This window comes from Burkholderia sp. APQ4-4ca (genome assembly GCF_057837105.1).
This window is the reverse complement of record NZ_JBYQCG010000080.1, coordinates 17,613-33,957: the sequence shown is the minus strand read 5'-3', so window position 1 is coordinate 33,957 and position 16,345 is coordinate 17,613. Positions and strand designations below refer to the sequence as shown.

15 protein-coding genes and 1 tRNA gene are annotated in these 16,345 nt (G+C 66.7%); 10 read left to right on the top strand and 6 right to left on the bottom strand.

The features are described 5' to 3' along the window. The first annotated feature begins 141 nt into the window (after positions 1-141). From AC3IFE_RS10015 to AC3IFE_RS09975, 9 genes are all read left to right on the top strand, one after another. Positions 142-1,137: a polyprenyl synthetase family protein gene (locus AC3IFE_RS10015; RefSeq protein WP_011544516.1), complete on the top strand. Its 996-nt coding sequence runs from the start codon at positions 142-144 to the stop codon at positions 1,135-1,137. Positions 1,138-1,286: 149 nt separating this feature from the next. Further along, positions 1,287-1,363: transfer RNA gene (locus AC3IFE_RS10010), tRNA-Pro, on the top strand. A 140-nt stretch (positions 1,364-1,503) separates the two neighbouring features. Beyond that, complete coding sequence (locus AC3IFE_RS10005) at positions 1,504-2,796, top strand: HlyC/CorC family transporter (RefSeq protein ID WP_489190409.1); 1,293 nt, start codon at positions 1,504-1,506, stop codon at positions 2,794-2,796. Positions 2,797-2,908: 112 nt separating this feature from the next. Further along, positions 2,909-4,186, top strand: a complete 1,278-nt coding sequence (locus AC3IFE_RS10000; protein WP_489190424.1) for a GspE/PulE family protein — start codon at positions 2,909-2,911, stop codon at positions 4,184-4,186. Beyond that, positions 4,183-5,394 (top strand): type II secretion system F family protein, encoded by a 1,212-nt coding sequence (locus AC3IFE_RS09995; protein WP_489190408.1) that lies wholly within the window; start codon positions 4,183-4,185, stop codon positions 5,392-5,394. The genes AC3IFE_RS10000 and AC3IFE_RS09995 overlap by 4 nt, the downstream gene beginning before the upstream one ends. A gap of 46 nt (positions 5,395-5,440) precedes the next feature. After that, positions 5,441-6,352 carry a prepilin peptidase gene (locus AC3IFE_RS09990; protein WP_489190407.1) on the top strand — a complete coding sequence of 304 codons (912 nt, stop codon included), beginning with the start codon at positions 5,441-5,443 and terminating at the stop codon, positions 6,350-6,352. A 1-nt stretch (position 6,353) separates the two neighbouring features. After that, positions 6,354-6,962 (top strand): dephospho-CoA kinase, encoded by a 609-nt coding sequence (gene coaE, locus AC3IFE_RS09985; RefSeq protein WP_489190406.1) that lies wholly within the window; start codon positions 6,354-6,356, stop codon positions 6,960-6,962. Positions 6,963-7,068: 106 nt separating this feature from the next. Continuing rightward, positions 7,069-7,824, top strand: coding sequence for a cell division protein ZapD (gene zapD / locus AC3IFE_RS09980; protein ID WP_089466613.1), 756 nt, complete (start codon positions 7,069-7,071; stop codon positions 7,822-7,824). 28 nt (positions 7,825-7,852) lie between these two features. Then, positions 7,853-8,053: a DNA gyrase inhibitor YacG gene (locus AC3IFE_RS09975; protein WP_089466612.1), complete on the top strand. Its 201-nt coding sequence runs from the start codon at positions 7,853-7,855 to the stop codon at positions 8,051-8,053. 58 nt (positions 8,054-8,111) lie between these two features. On the opposite strand, the gene AC3IFE_RS09970 is transcribed toward AC3IFE_RS09975, so the two are convergent. The 4 genes from AC3IFE_RS09970 to secA form a co-directional block, all read right to left on the bottom strand. Further along, a complete protein-coding gene (locus AC3IFE_RS09970) occupies positions 8,112-8,555 on the bottom strand; it encodes an NUDIX domain-containing protein (protein ID WP_089466611.1) in 444 nt (147 codons plus the stop codon). Next, positions 8,552-9,421, bottom strand: coding sequence for an ATP-binding protein (locus AC3IFE_RS09965; RefSeq protein ID WP_089466610.1), 870 nt, complete (start codon positions 9,419-9,421; stop codon positions 8,552-8,554). Before AC3IFE_RS09965 ends, AC3IFE_RS09970 begins: the two co-directional genes overlap by 4 nt. A gap of 19 nt (positions 9,422-9,440) precedes the next feature. Beyond that, positions 9,441-10,682: a bifunctional glutamate N-acetyltransferase/amino-acid acetyltransferase ArgJ gene (gene argJ, locus AC3IFE_RS09960; RefSeq protein WP_489190405.1), complete on the bottom strand. Its 1,242-nt coding sequence runs from the start codon at positions 10,680-10,682 to the stop codon at positions 9,441-9,443. Between the two features lie 142 nt (positions 10,683-10,824). Next, entirely contained in the window at positions 10,825-13,623 is a 2,799-nt protein-coding gene (gene secA, locus AC3IFE_RS09955; protein ID WP_089466608.1) for a preprotein translocase subunit SecA, read from the bottom strand. A gap of 256 nt (positions 13,624-13,879) precedes the next feature. On the opposite strand from secA, the gene AC3IFE_RS09950 reads away from it, so the two are divergent. After that, positions 13,880-14,356, top strand: coding sequence for a DciA family protein (locus AC3IFE_RS09950; RefSeq protein WP_301737972.1), 477 nt, complete (start codon positions 13,880-13,882; stop codon positions 14,354-14,356). 82 nt (positions 14,357-14,438) lie between these two features. Here the strand turns inward: AC3IFE_RS09950 and lpxC are convergent, their stop codons facing one another. Both lpxC and AC3IFE_RS09940 read right to left on the bottom strand, forming a co-directional pair. Next, positions 14,439-15,356 (bottom strand): UDP-3-O-acyl-N-acetylglucosamine deacetylase, encoded by a 918-nt coding sequence (gene lpxC, locus AC3IFE_RS09945; RefSeq protein ID WP_489190404.1) that lies wholly within the window; start codon positions 15,354-15,356, stop codon positions 14,439-14,441. 240 nt (positions 15,357-15,596) lie between these two features. Then, the gene (locus AC3IFE_RS09940; protein WP_489190403.1) at positions 15,597-16,103 is read right to left on the bottom strand and encodes a peroxiredoxin; all 507 of its coding nucleotides are present in this window, start codon (positions 16,101-16,103) and stop codon (positions 15,597-15,599) included. Positions 16,104-16,345: the final 242 nt, after the last annotated feature.

Sequence of the window (16,345 nt, the reverse complement as noted above, 5' to 3'; positions counted from 1 at the left end):
TAGCACCCAAGTCAAAGCCGATCGACGATTGCCGCGCGCGGGCCTCGGCCGGACGGTCAAAATCGCGCCGCTGCTACGTCTGACAGACCGGCATATCGCGGATTCGACTTATAATCCGCCGCATCACCCAATTCCATCATCATGTCGTCGTCCACCGCCTCCCCCACCCTCAGCGCCGCCCACCTGCTCGCCCCGATCACCAGCGACATGGAGCAGGTGAATCGCGTTATCCGGCAAAGCCTCGCGTCCGACGTGCTGCTGATCAACCAGATCGCCGAGTACATCATCGGCGCGGGCGGCAAGCGGCTGCGTCCGGCGTTGCTGCTGCTCGTCGCCGGCGCGCTCGGCGAAACGTCGCACCAGCGGCACGTGCTGGCCGCCGTCGTCGAGTTCATCCACACGGCCACGCTGCTGCATGACGACGTCGTCGACGAATCCGAGCTGCGCCGCGGCCGCCAGACCGCCAATGCGCTGTTCGGCAACGCGGCGAGCGTGCTGGTAGGCGACTACCTCTACTCGCGTTCGTTCGAGATGATGGTCGGCGTCGGCAAGATGCGCGTGATGGAGATCCTGTCCGAAGCGACGACGATCATTTCGGAAGGCGAGGTGCTGCAGCTCCTCAACATGCACGACGCGGACGTCGACGAAACGCGCTACATGCAGGTGATCCGCTACAAGACGGCCAAGCTGTTCGAGGCGTCGGCGCGCCTGGGCGCGGTGCTCGCGGGCGCCGATGCGCCGACCGAGGCGGCAGCCGCCGAATACGGCCGCCGGATCGGCACCGCGTTCCAGATCATGGACGACTGGCTCGACTATGCAGGCACGGCCGAGGCGATGGGCAAGAATGCCGGCGACGACCTGCGCGAAGGCAAGCCGACGCTGCCGCTCATCTATCTGATCGAACGCGGCACGCCCGAACAGTCGGCGCTCGCACGCGAGGCGATCGAACAGGGCGGCACCGATCGCTTCGACACGATTTTCGAAGCGATCACGCGTTCGGGCGCGCTCGATCACACGCTCGAATGTGCACGCCAGGAAGCGCAGGCGGCAGCCGCGGCGATTGCCGCGTTCCCCGATTCGATTTACAAGGAAAGCCTGCTCGGGTTGTGCTCATACTCGACGTCGCGGCAATCGTAAACACGCCGCGGACGCGAAGCGATGCCTTGTCTCGAAAATTTTCTTCATCGAAGTATTCCCTTTTAGAAAAAACATCGTTATAGTTACGTTCTTGCTTGTGACGACGCAGCGATTCTTAACGAAGACGGCGAAGTCCGAAGAGCAAAAATCGGGGTGTAGCTTAGCCTGGTAGAGCGCTACGTTCGGGACGTAGAGGCCGGAGGTTCGAATCCTCTCACCCCGACCAGATTTAAAAAACCGTGCACCGCGTGCACGGTTTTTTTTCGTCCGGCCGCCGCGAGCCCCGCGTGTCGCGCGCGACACATCGCGGTCGCCGGCCTCTGCTATATTTCCCCCATCCCTGTCCTTCACTGCCCTTTCCAACGCGTGGACCAAATTCCCTTATGGGCGCAAATCGGCGCCGTCTTCCTGCTTCTCCTCTGTTCCAGCTTCTTTTCCATTTCCGAGACCGCGATGATGGCGCTCAACCGCCATCGGCTGAAGCATCTCGCAGGTCAAGGCGTACTCGGCGCGAAAACCACGCAGGGGCTGCTCACGCGCACTGACTTACTGCTCAGCGTGATCCTGATCGGCAACAACCTGTTCAACACGATCATCCCGGTCCTCACGACGTCGCTCGCGCTCCATACGTTCGGGCGCAACAACCTCGCGCTGTCGATCGCGACCGGTGTCGTCGCGTTCCTGATCATCGTGTTCGCGGAAATCGCGCCGAAGATCGTCGGCGCGACGTTCCCCGAACGCATCGCGCTGCCCGCGAGCCTCGTGATCGCACCGCTGATGCGCGTGTTCAAGCCGGTCGTGTGGTTCGTCAACGCGCTCGCGAACGGCGTGCTGTGGGTGTTGCGCATCAACACGAAAAAGGGCCGCGACCAGCGGATGTCGGCCGACGAGTTGCGCGCCATCGTGCTCGAATCGAGCAGTTTCATGCCGACCAAGCACCGCAGCATCCTGCTCAACCTGTTCGACCTCGAGAACATCACGGTCGACGACGTGATGGTGCCGCGCCGCCAGATCGAGTCGCTCAACTTCCACGCGCCGCTCGACGACATCCTGCATCAGCTCGAAACCTGCTATCACAACCGGCTCGTCGTCTACGAAGGCGACATCGACAAGGTGCTCGGCGTGCTGCACGTGCGCAAGACGCTCACCGCGCTGCACAACCAGGATTTCGACCGTGAGACGCTACGTGCGCTGCTCGCCGAACCATACTATGTGCCGTCCGGCACGCCGGTGGTCCAGCAGTTGCAGTTCTTCCAGGAAACCCGCCAGCGCACCGCGCTCGTCGTCAACGAGTACGGCGAACTCGAAGGGCTCGTCACGCCCGAGGACATCATCGAGGAACTGATCGGCGAATTCACGACGTCGATGCCGCGCAGCGAGCGCGCGGGCGGATGGGACGAGAACGGCGAATGCATCGTCTCGGCCAGCATGCCGCTGCGCGAACTGAACCGCTGGCTGCACCTGAAGCTGCCGACCGACGGCCCGAAGACGCTGAACGGACTCGTGCTCGAGATCCTCGAGGAAATTCCGGAAGACGACGTGTGCCTGAAAATCGGCGACGTGATGCTCGAGGTGATGCGCAGCGACGATCAGGCAGTACGCACCGTCAAGCTCTTCAAGCCGCGCGGCGCGCGCGCCGGTCGCGCCGCGTCGCGCTAGGGCCCGCTCGCGCCAATCACAGGCCCTGGCCGAACGGCCGACTGCCGGCGCCGCCCGCGACGCGCGATCATCTGCGCATCACGGTCAACAGGCGGCCAACATGCCGGCTCACATGCACTTCCCTTCCTCAGCGGCGTCGCTGCACGCGCAATCGGCGCCCGCGCCCGCCGACGCGCCGCCCACCGCCGCGCCCCATGCACTCGATGCGGCCCAACTCGACGATGCCCCCGCCGTACGGCTGCTGACGGACACGCTGCACGCGGCGCGCGTGCGCGACGCGTCGGACATCCACGTCGAGCCGTTCGAAGCCGGCTGGCGCATCCGTCTGCGCATCGACGGCGTGCTGCATGAACACGCGCGGCCACCGCTGCACCTGCGCGATGCGCTCGTCACCCGGATCAAGGTGCTCTCGCGCATGGACATCGCCGAACGGCGGCTCCCGCAGGACGGCCGGCTGCGCATCGCGATCGACGGCGGCATGCGGGGCGACTATCGCGTCAGTTCGCTGCCCACGCTGTTCGGCGAAAAGCTCGTGCTGCGGCGGCTCGAAACGCTGCCGCCCGATCTCACGCTCGCAAACCTCGGCTTCGACGCGCGGCAGGCGGCCGCGATGGAGGCCGCGATCCGCGCGCCGCACGGCCTCGTGCTGGTCACGGGCCCGACCGGCAGCGGCAAGACGCTGTCGCTCTACTGCGCGCTGCAAATGCTCGATCGCGACGCGCGCAACGTCTGCACGGTCGAGGATCCCGCCGAGATCCAGCTCGACGGGATCAATCAGGTCGGGGTCGCCGACAAGGCAGGGCTCACGTTCGCGACGGCGCTGCGCGCGCTGTTGCGACAGGACCCGGACGTCATCATGGTCGGCGAGATTCGCGATGCGGAGACGGCCGATGTCGCGATCAAGGCCGCGCAGACTGGCCATCTCGTGTTGTCGACGCTGCACACGAACGACGCGCCGGCCGCCGTCGCGCGGCTGCTCGACATCGGCGTCGCGCCATACAACCTGGCCGCCGCGCTGCACCTCGTCACCGCGCAACGCCTCGTCCGGCGCCTGTGCGTCGCCTGCCGCGCGCATTCGGACGCATCGGCGCGCGCGCTGCGGGAAGCCGGCTGCGACCCGGCGGCACTGGCGGCCGGCTGGCGGCCGTTCGTCGCCCGCGGCTGTTCCGCCTGTCACGGGATCGGCTATCGCGGACGCATCGGCCTGCATCAGACGATGCCGGTATCGGCCGGGCTGGCCGAGCGCATCGTCGCGCGGGCGAGCGTCGGCGAACTCGCGCAGTGCGTGGCGGCCGAGGGCGTGCGCACGCTGCGCGACGCGGCATTCGCCCGCGTCATGGACGGCACGACGAGCATCGCGGAAGCCGTCGCCGCCACCCCCGTGGCGTGAACGTGCGCACACCACCGCGCGAAACCCGCTTTGCATGGCGCGGCCGCCATCGCGACGGCTCGCCGCGTCGCGGGACCGTCATCGCGTTCGACGCCGCGGCCGCGCGCGCCACGCTCGCGCGCGACGGCATCGCGGTGCTGTCGCTCGACGTCCGCGGGCCGGCCCGTGCGCCTGCGGCGGCCGCGCGTGACATCACGCGCTTCACGCGCCAGCTCGCGAGCCTGCTGCAGGCCGGCCTGCCGCTCGCGCCGTCGCTCGAGATGCTCGCGCGCACCCGCACGCGCGACGGCGTGCCGCGCATTGCCGCGGGGCTCGCCCGCGAAATCGTCGGCGGCCGGCGCTTCGCCGATGCGCTCGCACGCTATCCATCGCAATTCGGCACGCTGTATCGTCAGTTGATCGAGGTCGGCGAGGCGTCCGGTTCGCTCGGCGTCGTGCTGACGCGGATCGCGGAACATCGCGAGCGCGCCGATGCGCAATGGCGCAAGCTGCGGGCCGCGCTCGCGTATCCGGCCGCCGTCATCCTGTTCGCGCTCGCGATCTCGGCCGCCTTGATGGTGTGGGTCGTACCGACCTTCCGGCAGATCTTCGACGGTTTCGGCGCCGCCCTGCCCGCGCCGACCCGCGCGCTGCTCGCGCTGTCCGCCGCGCTGTCGGCGTGGGGCGGTGTGCTCCTGGCCGGCGCGGCCGCCACCGGGCTTGCCGTGCAGCACGCGCTGCGGCGCTCGGCCGCGCTGCGTCACGCGCTCGCGCGGCGCCTGCTGCGCGCCCCGCTCGTCGGCAGCGCGCTGGAGCGATTCGCGGCCGCACGCTGGTGCCGCTCGCTGGCGACCCTGCTCGGCGCCGGCGTGCCGCTCGCCGATGCGTTCGCGACGCTCGAGCGCACGGCCGGCCATCCGGTGTTCGCGCACGCCACCGCGCACGTCGCCGCACGTGTGCTGCGCGGCGTACGTCTGGCCGATGCGATGCATTCGGCCGGCTGCTTTCCGGACGACGTCGTGCAACCGATCGCCGTCGCCGAGGAAACCGGTGCGCTCGACACGATGCTCGCGGACATCGCCGCGTTGTGCGAACGCCAGTTGGACGCGCGCCTCGATGCGCTCGCGGCGCTCGGCGAACCGTTGATCGTGATCGTCCTGGGCGCACTCGTCGGCGGCCTCGTGATCGCGATGTACCTGCCGATCCTTCAACTCGGCAACGTGGTGTAGCATCGCAACCGATTCTGTCGCCTTTTAAGTCCGAACCTTGAGCCTCATGACGCCAGCGCCCCTGCCCGCCGTTTCCGATTCGCCCGAGAGCACGCTGCTCGCGCTGGCGATGCTGCCGCCCGCGCTGCAGTATGCGTTCGCGATCGTCGTCGGCCTTTGCATCGGCAGCTTCCTGAACGTCGTCGTGCACCGGTTGCCCGTGATGATGCAGCGTGCGTGGCAGGCCGAGATCGCCGAGGCGACCGGCACCGCGGGCGCCCCGCCCGACGACGGTTATCCGCCGCGCTACGATCTGTGGCGCCCGCGCAGCGCCTGCCCGCATTGCGGCCACGTACTGCGCGCGTGGGAAAACATCCCGGTCGTCAGCTACCTGATGCTGCGCGGGCGCTGCCGGCGCTGCGGCCATGCGATCGGCGTCCGCTACGTGCTCGTCGAGATCGCGTGCGCAGGGCTCGCCGCCGGCTCGCTCGCGGCGTTCGGCCCGACCGTCGCCGCGCTTGCCGCGTTCGCGCTGTGCGCGGCATTGCTCGCGATGAGCGCGATCGACATCCGGACCGGCTACCTGCCCGACTCGATGACGCTGCCGCTGCTGTGGGCCGGGCTCGTGCTGAACCTTGGCGGCACCTTCACGTCGCTGCGCTCGGCCGTGATCGGCGCGATGGCCGGCTACCTGTTCCTGTGGTCGATCTACTGGCTGTTCAAATGGCTGCGCGGCATCGAGGGCATCGGTTTCGGCGACCTGAAGCTGCTTGCCGCGCTCGGCGCGTGGATGGGCTGGGCCGCCCTGCCGCAGGTCGTGCTGTTCGCGGCGGTGACCGGCGCGATCGTCGGGCTCGTCGCGACCTGGCGCGGCCGCATGCGCTTCGAGGAGCCGATTCCGTTCGGCCCGTTCCTCGCGGCCGGCGGCGCCGCCACGCTGTTTTTCGGCACCCCTTTCTATGTGGCGCTCGGAGGCTGACATGTTTTCCGTAGGACTCACGGGCGGCATCGGCAGCGGCAAGACGACCGTTGCCGATCTGTTCAGCGCCCGTGGCGCATCGCTCGTCGATACCGACCTGATTGCCCACCGCATCACCGCGCCGGGCGGCCTCGCGATGCCGGCGATCGAACAGGCCTTCGGTCGCGACTTCGTGGCCGCCGACGGCTCGCTCGATCGCGCGAAGATGCGCACGCTGATCTTCAGCGACGACGATGCGCGCCGCCGCCTCGAAGCGATCACGCATCCGCTGATCCGCGCGGAGACCGATCGCGAGGCGCGCGAAGCACGGGGCCCGTACGTGATGTTCGTCGTGCCGCTGCTCGTCGAGTCGGGCACCTGGAAGGCGCGCAGCGATCGCGTGCTCGTCGTCGACTGCCCGGTCGAAACGCAGATCGCGCGCGTGATGCGGCGCAACGGTTTCACGCGCGAACAGGTTGAAGCGATCATCGCCAGACAGGCCACGCGCGAAGCCCGCCTCGCGGCGGCCGACGACGTGATCGTCAACGACGCGGTCACGCCCGCCGCGCTCGCCGCGCAGGTCGATGCACTGCACCAACGCTATGTCGGATTCGCGGCCGCCGCGCGCTGAGCATCGCGCATCGTGATGGTGTACGAAATTGGCGCGTTGCTAGGGTAGAGAGGGGGCATTAGAATGTCCTTCATTGTTTCAATCCCTACCCAAGAGGCGAGCGCGCTTGATTCTTTACGAGTATCCGTTCAACGAGCGAATTCGCACGCTGTTGCGTCTCGAAGATCTATTCGAGCGCTTCGCGTTCTTTTTGGCTCAGGAGGACCCGCGTGAACACCACGTCGCGCTGACGACGCTGTTCGAAATCGCCGAGGTAACGGGCCGCGCGGACCTGAAATCGGATCTGATGAAGGAGCTCGAACGTCAACGGCAGACGCTCGCCCCCTTTCGCGGCAATCCGGGCATCGAGCAGAACGCGCTCGAGGCCGTGCTCGGCGAAATCGAGCAGACGCTCGCGAATCTCGCGCAGATGCAGGGCAAGACCGGCCAGCACCTCGTCGACAACGAGTGGCTCGCCAGCATCCGCAGCCGCGCGGTGATTCCGGGCGGCACGTGCAAATTCGACCTGCCGTCGTACTACGCGTGGCAACAATGGCCCGCCGAGCAGCGGCGCCAGGACATCACGAAGTGGATCCTGCCGCTGCTGCCGTTGCGCGACGCGGCGGCGATCGTGCTGCGGCTCGCGCGCGAATCGGGTCAGGCGTCGAAGGTCATGGCGATGCAGGGCAGTTACCAGCAGATGCTGTCCGGCCGCAGCTACCAGTTGATGCAGGTGCGCGTGTCGCCGGAACTGCGCGTGATTCCCGAGGCGAGCGCCAACAAATACATGCTGTGGGTGCGGTTCACCATGCAGGACGGCGATGTACGGCCGCGTGCGGTGGACATCGACGTACCGTTCCATCTGACACTGTGTAATCTGTAACGGCCGCGTGCCGGATCGATGCTTTCGTATGACTACCGTTGTGAAATGCCCTTCGTGCGGCGCGGAAGTGCGCTGGACGCCTGAAAACAAGTTCCGTCCCTTCTGTTCGGCCCGCTGCAAGCAGCTCGACCTCGGCGCATGGGCCGCGGAGAAGTATCGGATCGGCGGTTCCGCCGACGAGGGCCCGTCGTCGGAAGAGGACGGCACGGACAACCGCCGCGACAGCTGAGCGGCGCGACGCCACCGTCCGCCGATATGGCCCGCGTTTCAGGCGGGCCGCCACGGCGTCACTGCGACGCCGCTTCCTGCTCGAGCAGTTCAAGCACCGGCAGCGCCGCCGGCAACAGCGGCGCGACCTCGACCGGCAGTTGCTGCCACACGAACGCCTGCCCTTCCTTGCTGTGCGGCTCGCCCGTCCAGCCCGTCACCTTGCAGAAATAGAGCCGCACGTACGCGTGCGGATAATCGTGCTCGAGCGTGTGCCAGCGGTGGCTGGCCGTGACCTCGATGCCGAGCTCCTCGTGCAGTTCGCGCGCCAGCGCATCCTCGACGCTTTCGCCGGCCTCCAGCTTGCCGCCGGGAAACTCCCAGTAACCTTCGTACGGCTTGCCCTGCAGGCGTTGCGCGAGCAGATACCTGCCATCCGGCTGCACCATCACGCCAACCGCGACTTCCGTCACCTTGCGACCGTCCGGCGCCCGCGCGGCGCCCTGTGCCTGATCCGCGCTCATACCTGCTCCTTGCGGCCCGACCAGTCCCGCGCGAACTGCCACGCGACGCGGCCCGAGCGCGAACCGCGCTCGAGCGCCCATACGAGCGCGTCGCCGCGCGCGGTCTCGATCTCCGCATCCGGGCAGCCGAAGTGGCGCAGCCAGTGCGCGACGATGTCGAGGTAGTCGTCCTGCTTGAACGGATAGAAGCTGACCCACAGGCCGAAGCGCTCCGACAGCGAGATCTTCTCCTCGACGACTTCTCCGGGGTGAATCTCGCCGTCCGGCAGATGCTTGTACGACTCGTTGTCGCTCATGTACTCGGGCAGCAGATGGCGGCGGTTCGACGTCGCGTAGATCAGCACGTTGTCCGACTGCGCGGCGATCGACCCGTCGAGCGCGACCTTCAGCGCCTTGTAGCCCGATTCGCCGTCCTCGAACGACAGATCGTCGCAAAACACGATGAAGCGCTCCGGACGCTGCGAGATCAGATCGACGATATCGCCGAGATCGTGCAGGTCGTCCTTGTCGACTTCGATCAGGCGCAGCCCGTCGTTCGCGTACGCATTCAGGCACGCCTTGATCAGCGACGACTTGCCGGTACCGCGTGCGCCGGTCAGCAGCACGTTGTTGGCCGGCTTGCGCTGCACGAACTGCCGCGTGTTCTGGTCGATCAGCGCTTTCTGGCGATCGATGTTGTGCAGGTCGCCGAGCGTGATCGACGACACGGCCGGCACCGGCTGCAGATAACCGCGCCCCTGGCGCTTGCGCCAGCGGAACGCGTGGGCCGCGTTCCAGTCGATGGCCGCCGGTGCGGGCGGCAGCATCCCTTCGAGACGGCCGAGCAGCGCTTCCGCGCGCGTCAGAAACTGTTCAAGCTTGTCCATGTCGTTCGAGTGCTTCCGCTCAGGAGCGGTAATCCGCGTTGATGCTCACGTAATCGTGCGACAGGTCGCACGTCCAGACGGTGGCGTGCGCGTCGCCGCGGCCGAGCAGCACGCGGATCGTGATCTCGCTCTGCTTCATCACGCGCTGGCCATCCTCTTCCTGGTAGGCCGGGTTGCGGCCGCCCGCCTTCGCGACGAGCACGTCGTCGAGATAGAGGTCGATCTTGCCGACGTCGAGATCCGCGATGCCGGCATAGCCGATCGCCGCGAGAATCCGGCCGAGGTTGGGGTCGGATGCGTAGAAGGCCGTCTTCACGAGCGGCGAATGGCCGATCGCGTACGCGATCTGGCGGCATTCGGCGACGCTCTTGCCGCCTTCGACCTGCACCGTCATGAATTTCGTCGCGCCTTCGCCATCGCGCACGATCAGTTGGGACAGCACCTGCGCGACTTCCGTCACCGCGTCGCGCAGCGCCGCATAGGCCGGCGAATCGGTCGACGTGATGGCCGGCAGCGTGCTCTTGCCCGATGCGATCAGGATGAACGAGTCGTTGGTCGACGTGTCGCCGTCGATCGTGATGCAGTTGAACGAGCGGTCGGCGACTTCCTTCACGAGCTTGTCGAGCACCGGCTGCGCGACGTTCGCATCGAACGCGAGGAAGCCGAGCATCGTCGCCATGTTCGGCTTGATCATGCCCGCCCCCTTGCTGATGCCCGTCAGCGTGACCGTGTGACCGTCGATCGTCACCTGCCGCGACGTCGCCTTCGGCAGCGTGTCGGTCGTCATGATCGCCTGTGCGGCGTCGAACCAGTTCGCGGCCTTGCGGTTCGCGAGCGCGGCCGGCAGGCCGGCCTTCAGGCGCTCGATCGGCAACGGCTCGAGGATCACGCCGGTCGAGAACGGCAGCACCTGCGCCGGCTCGATGCCCGCGAGGCGCGCGAGCTCCGTGCAGGTCTCGCGAGCGTTCACGAGGCCCGGCTCGCCGGTGCCCGCGTTCGCATTGCCCGTATTCACGACCAGCGCGCGGATGCCCGCGCCGCCCGCACGCACCTTCGCCAGATGCTCGCGGCACACGGTGACCGGCGCTGCGCAGAAACGGTTTTCGGTGAATACGCCCGCGACCGTCGCGCCTTCGTCGACGGAGATGACCAGCACGTCCTTGCGATTCGGCTTGCGGATGTTCGCTTCCGCCCAGCCCAGCGTGACGCCGGCGACGGGATGCAGTTGGGCGGGATCGATCGACGGAAAATTGACAGCCATGGGGCACACCTGCCGGATGGAAAATGCCGGCACGCGCCGGCATCGATTGGAAGAACCGGCGGCCCCACGCGGGCCGCCACAACTCACATCACTGACTCGAAACTGCGAACGACGCGGCACGCGTGACGCGCGCCGCCGCCGATCATGACAGCTTCCCGTGACATTGCTTGTACTTCTTGCCGCTGCCGCACGGGCACGGATCGTTGCGGCCGACCTTCGGCATTTCGCCGCCGGGCCCGCTGTGCGTCATCGCGCTGCCGACCATGTCGGCCGTCGCCGTGGCCGCCGCGGCGGCCGTGACGTTCGCCACCGGCGCACCGGCGTCCGCGTAGTCGGCGTGCTGGTATTCGACGTTCTCGAGATGACCGCCGCGCTCCTCGATCTGCTCGGCCGCTTCTTCCAGCTGCTCCGGCGACTGGATCTGCACGTTCATCACGATGCGCGTGACTTCCTGCTTGATCGCGTCGAGCATCGCGGCGAACAGCTCGAACGCCTCGCGCTTGTACTCCTGCTTCGGATTCTTCTGCGCATAGCCGCGCAGGTGGATGCCCTGACGCAGATGGTCGAGCGCCGCGAGGTGCTCGCGCCACAGGCGGTCGACCGTCTGCAGCATCACCGAACGCTCGAACGCGCTGAACGATTCGCGGCCGACCATCGCGACCTTCGCCTCGTACTGCTCGTCGGCGGCCGTCGTCACCGCGTCGAGGATCTCGTCGGCCGTGATCGACGACGACTCGTTCACCATTTCCTGGATCGCGAGGTCGAGCTGCCAGTCGTTGCGCAATGCTTCCTCGAGCTCGGGCACGTCCCACTGCTCTTCGATGCTGCCTTCCGGCACGAACTGGCGGACGACTTCGGTGATCACGCCGTGACGCATCGCGGTGATCGTCTCGGTGATGTCGTGCGCCTCGAGCAGTTCGTTGCGCTGCTGGTAGATCACCTTGCGCTGGTCGTTCGACACGTCGTCGTATTCGAGCAGCTGCTTGCGGATGTCGAAGTTGCGCGCTTCGACCTTGCGCTGCGCCGATTCGATCGACCGCGTGACGATGCCCGCCTCGATCGCCTCGCCTTCCGGCATCTTCAGGCGGTCCATGATCGAGCGCACGCGGTCGCCCGCGAAGATGCGCAGCAGCGGATCGTCGAGCGACAGGTAGAAGCGCGACGAACCCGGATCGCCCTGGCGGCCCGCGCGGCCGCGCAGCTGATTGTCGATCCGGCGCGATTCGTGGCGCTCGGTGCCGATGATGTGCAGGCCGCCCGCGGCCTTCACCTGCTCGTGCAACGTTTCCCACTCGTCGTGCAGTTGCTTGATGCGGCGTGCCTTTTCGTCGGCCGGGATCGCTTCGTCGGCGTCGATGAACGCGGCCTGCTTCTCGGCGTTGCCGCCGAGCACGATATCGGTACCGCGACCGGCCATGTTGGTCGCGATCGTGATGCGCTTCGGACGGCCGGCTTCCGCGACGATCGCCGCTTCACGCTCGTGCTGCTTCGCGTTCAGCACTTCGTGCGGCAGCCCGGCCTGCTTCAGCAGGTGCGACAGCAGTTCCGAGTTCTCGATCGACGTCGTGCCGACCAGCACCGGCTGACCGCGCTCGTAGCACTCGCGGATGTCGCGGATCACCGCGTCGTAGCGCTCCTTGGCCGTCTTGTAGATCTGGTCCTGCTTGTCGATCCGCTTCGGCGGACGATTGGTCGGGATCACGACCGTCTCGAGACCGTAGATCTCGTTGAATTCGTACGCTTCCGTGTCCGCGGTACCGGTCATGCCGGCCAGCTTCGCGTACATCCGGAAGTAGTTCTGGAACGTGATCGACGCGAGCGTCTGGTTCTCGCTCTGGATCTTCACGTGTTCCTTCGCCTCGACCGCCTGGTGCAGGCCGTCGGACCAGCGGCGGCCGGCCATCAGGCGGCCCGTGAATTCGTCGACGATGACCACTTCGCCGTTCTGCACGACGTAGTGCTGATCCTTGTGGAACAGCGTGTGGGCACGCAGCGCCGCGTACACGTGGTGCATCAGCGTGATGTTCTGCGGCGCGTACAGGCTTTCGCCCTCGCCGATCAGGCCCCATTCAGCGAGCAGGCGCTCGGCCTTCTCGTGGCCCGATTCCGTCAGGAACACCTGGCGCGCCTTCTCGTCGAGCGTGTAGTCGCCCGGCTTCTCGACGCCCGTACCGTCGGCCTTCTCTTCGCCGATCTGGCGCTCGAGCAGCGGCGGCAGTGCGTTCATCCGCACGTACAGCTCGGTGTGATCCTCGGCCTGGCCCGAAATGATCAGCGGCGTACGCGCTTCGTCGATCAGGATCGAGTCCACTTCGTCGACGACCGCGAAGTTCAGCGCCCGCTGCACGCGCGCGTCGGTCTCGTAGACCATGTTGTCGCGCAGGTAGTCGAAGCCGAATTCGTTGTTCGTGCCGTACGTGATGTCCGCCGCGTACGCCTGCTGCTTCTGGTCGTGCTCCATGCCGGACAGGTTGATGCCGACCGACAGACCGAGGAAGTTGTAGAGGCGCGCCATCCATTCGGCGTCGCGCTGCGCGAGGTAATCGTTGACGGTCACGACGTGCACGCCGCGGCCGGCCAGCGCATTCAGGTACACGGGCAGCGTCGCGACGAGCGTCTTGCCCTCGCCGGTGCGCATTTCCGCGATCTTGCCGTAGTGGAGCACCATGCCGCCGATCATCTGCACGTCGAAGTGCCGCATCTTCAGCACGCGGCGACTCGCTTCGCGACAGACCGCGAAGGCCTCGGGCAACAGCTTGTCGAGCGACTCGCCGCCCGCGACCCGCTGGCGGAATTCGTCCGTCTTGCCGCGCAACTGGTCGTCCGTCAGCTTCTCGATCTGCGTTTCGAGCGCATTGATCGTCGCGACGGTCTTTTGGTATTGCTTGACGAGCCGCTGGTTGCGGCTGCCAAAAATTTTCTGGAGAAAACCGGTTGTCATCGGATCGGACCCTGCGTCGCAGCACCGGCGCCCGGCGCGTGTTGCGCGCCCCGGCGCCCGAGCCTCGGCGGCTTAGCGAATTAGTGGACTCAAACGTCGAATTTTAGCACGCGGGAACGCGCGCGCCTGCGTCCCGGCCGGACGGCCATCGCGCGCCGGAGCCGGGCGGACCGAGCCGAAAGCCGCCCGTGCACGGGCCGGCGCGGGTACAATCGGCCGCACCGTCCGCGCGCGTGTGCGCTCGAAGAAAGCCTCGATGAACCGATTTTCCAAGCGTTTCGGCCCGCTCGCCGCCTATCGCCCGCAACCCGTGTCCGAAGTGCTCGGTCGTACCGACGCATTCGCGGCGCTGCGCGCCGGCGTCGAGCAGATCGCGTCACTGCAGCGCGACCTCGGCGAGTGCCTGCCCGACTATCTCGCGAATCACGTCGAACCGGGCTTCGTCAAGGACGGTACCCTGACCCTCTTTGCCGCGCACAATGCGCTGGCCGCGCGGCTGCGACAGGTCGAAGTGCGGCTGCTCGGCGATCTCCAGAAGCGCGGCTGGCCCGTGACGACGCTGCGCGTGCGCGTGCGGCCGAAGGACGCGCCGGAGCCGCCGCACGTGAAGCAGGCGCGGATGACGTCGGTCGGCGCCGCCGCGCTGCGCGATCTCGCCGACCATCTCGAACCGTCGCCGCTGCAGGCCGCGCTCGCACGGATGGCGGCGCGGCACGGCGCGAAGCCGCGCTGACCGCACAGGTCGCCGCCGGCGGCCGGCCAACAAAAAAGCGACCCGAGGGTCGCTTTTTATCACTTGCGGTAACGAGTGCCGATCACGCGAAGGCGGTCTGCGCGTCGAACGCGAACCCCTTCGGCGCAGCCTGCGGATCGTCGAACGTCACGATCTCGTAAGCGTCTTCATGCGCGAGCAGCTCGCGCAGCAATGCGTTGTTCAGGCCGTGACCCGACTTGTACGCAGTGTACGACGCCAGCAGCGGATGGCCGATCACGTACAGGTCGCCGATCGCGTCGAGCATCTTGTGCTTCACGAACTCGTCGTCGTAGCGCAGGCCGTCGTTGTTCAGGATCCGGTACTCGTCGAGCACGATCGCGTTGTCCATGCTGCCGCCGCGGGCGAGACCCAGCTCGCGCATCATTTCGACTTCATGGGCAAAACCGAACGTGCGCGCGCGCGCGATCTCACGCACATACGACGTATTCGCGAAGTCGACCTCCAATTCCTGGCCGGTCTTGTCGACGGCCGGGTGACGGAAGTCGATCGTGAACTTCAGCTTGAAGCCGAAATACGGTTCGAGACGCGCGAACTTGTCGCCCTCGCGGATTTCGACCGGCTTCTTCACCTGGATGAAGCGCTTCGGCACGTTCTGCTCTTCGATGCCGGCGGACTGGATCAGGAACACGAAGGACGCCGCGCTGCCGTCCATGATCGGGATTTCCTCGGCCGTCACGTCGACATAGAGGTTGTCGATGCCGAGGCCGGCGCACGCCGACATCAGGTGCTCGACCGTCGACACGCGCGCGCCATCCTTCTGCAGCACCGACGCGAGCCGCGTGTCCCCGATCGACATCGCGGAGGCCGGAATATCGACGGGCGTGGGCAAGTCGACGCGCGAGAACACGATACCCGTGCCCGGCGCAGCCGGACGGAGCGTCAGTTCGACCTTGCGGCCCGAGTGGAGACCGATACCCACGGTCTTCACGATGGATTTGATGGTGCGCTGCTTCAACATGGTCTTCTTCGTCTTGATTGAAGATATCAATCAGGAGTTATATTCGATAGGCTGGATTATAGCGTAATTCCCAATTCAACGCTGTTTGAAACTGCGTATCAATCTGTTTCGACAGTTTACCCGTGCCGATACGGGACGGGCCGATGCCCGGAACGGAGGCGTTTCCGGTCATCGGCCCGTGTTACAACTGCCCCGAGGCCGGTGAGCAACGTTGCCGGAAGGCAACGGCGCACCGCACGATCAGGGCGTCAACGTCGCGAGAACACTCGCCGCATCGCTCACTTCGAATTTGCCCGGCGCCTCGACGGCCAGCGTCTTGACCACACCGCCGTCGATCACCATCGCGTAGCGCAGGGAACGCATTCCCATGCCACGCGCGGACAAATCCTGCGTCAGCCCCAGCGCATAAGTGAAAGCCGCGCTGCCGTCCGCCATCATGCGCACCTTGCCCGCGGTGTGCAGATCACGTCCCCATGCGCCCATCACGAATGCGTCGTTGACGGACACGCACCAGATCTCGTCGACACCCGCCGCGCGCAATTGCTCGGCGTGTTCGACGTAGCCCGGCACATGCTGCGCCGAGCAGGTCGGCGTGAACGCGCCCGGCAATCCGAAGATCACCACCCGCTTTCCCGCAACCTGATCGCGCACGCTGTAGGCGTTCGGCCCCAGCGTGCACCCTTCGCGCGCGTCGTCGACGAACTCGAACAATTGCGCGTCGGGCAGCGCGTCGCCCACTTGAATCATGGCTGGTCCCTCATAGCGATACGGTTTTTCAGCGTGTCGCGGACAGCACGGCCCATCCCGCTTCGCTCACGCGAAGAGGGCACCTGTCCCGGCCCGGCGTCGCATCCGACGCGGCCTGTCGTGGTCCGTGGCATCCGTCACGCCGGCGTTACCGCGGCAACTTCGCCGCGGCTTCGCCTGTGTTTGCGCGTCAGTCAGCCTGCTTGCGCAGGAAAGCCGGGATGTCGTACGTGTCGACCCCC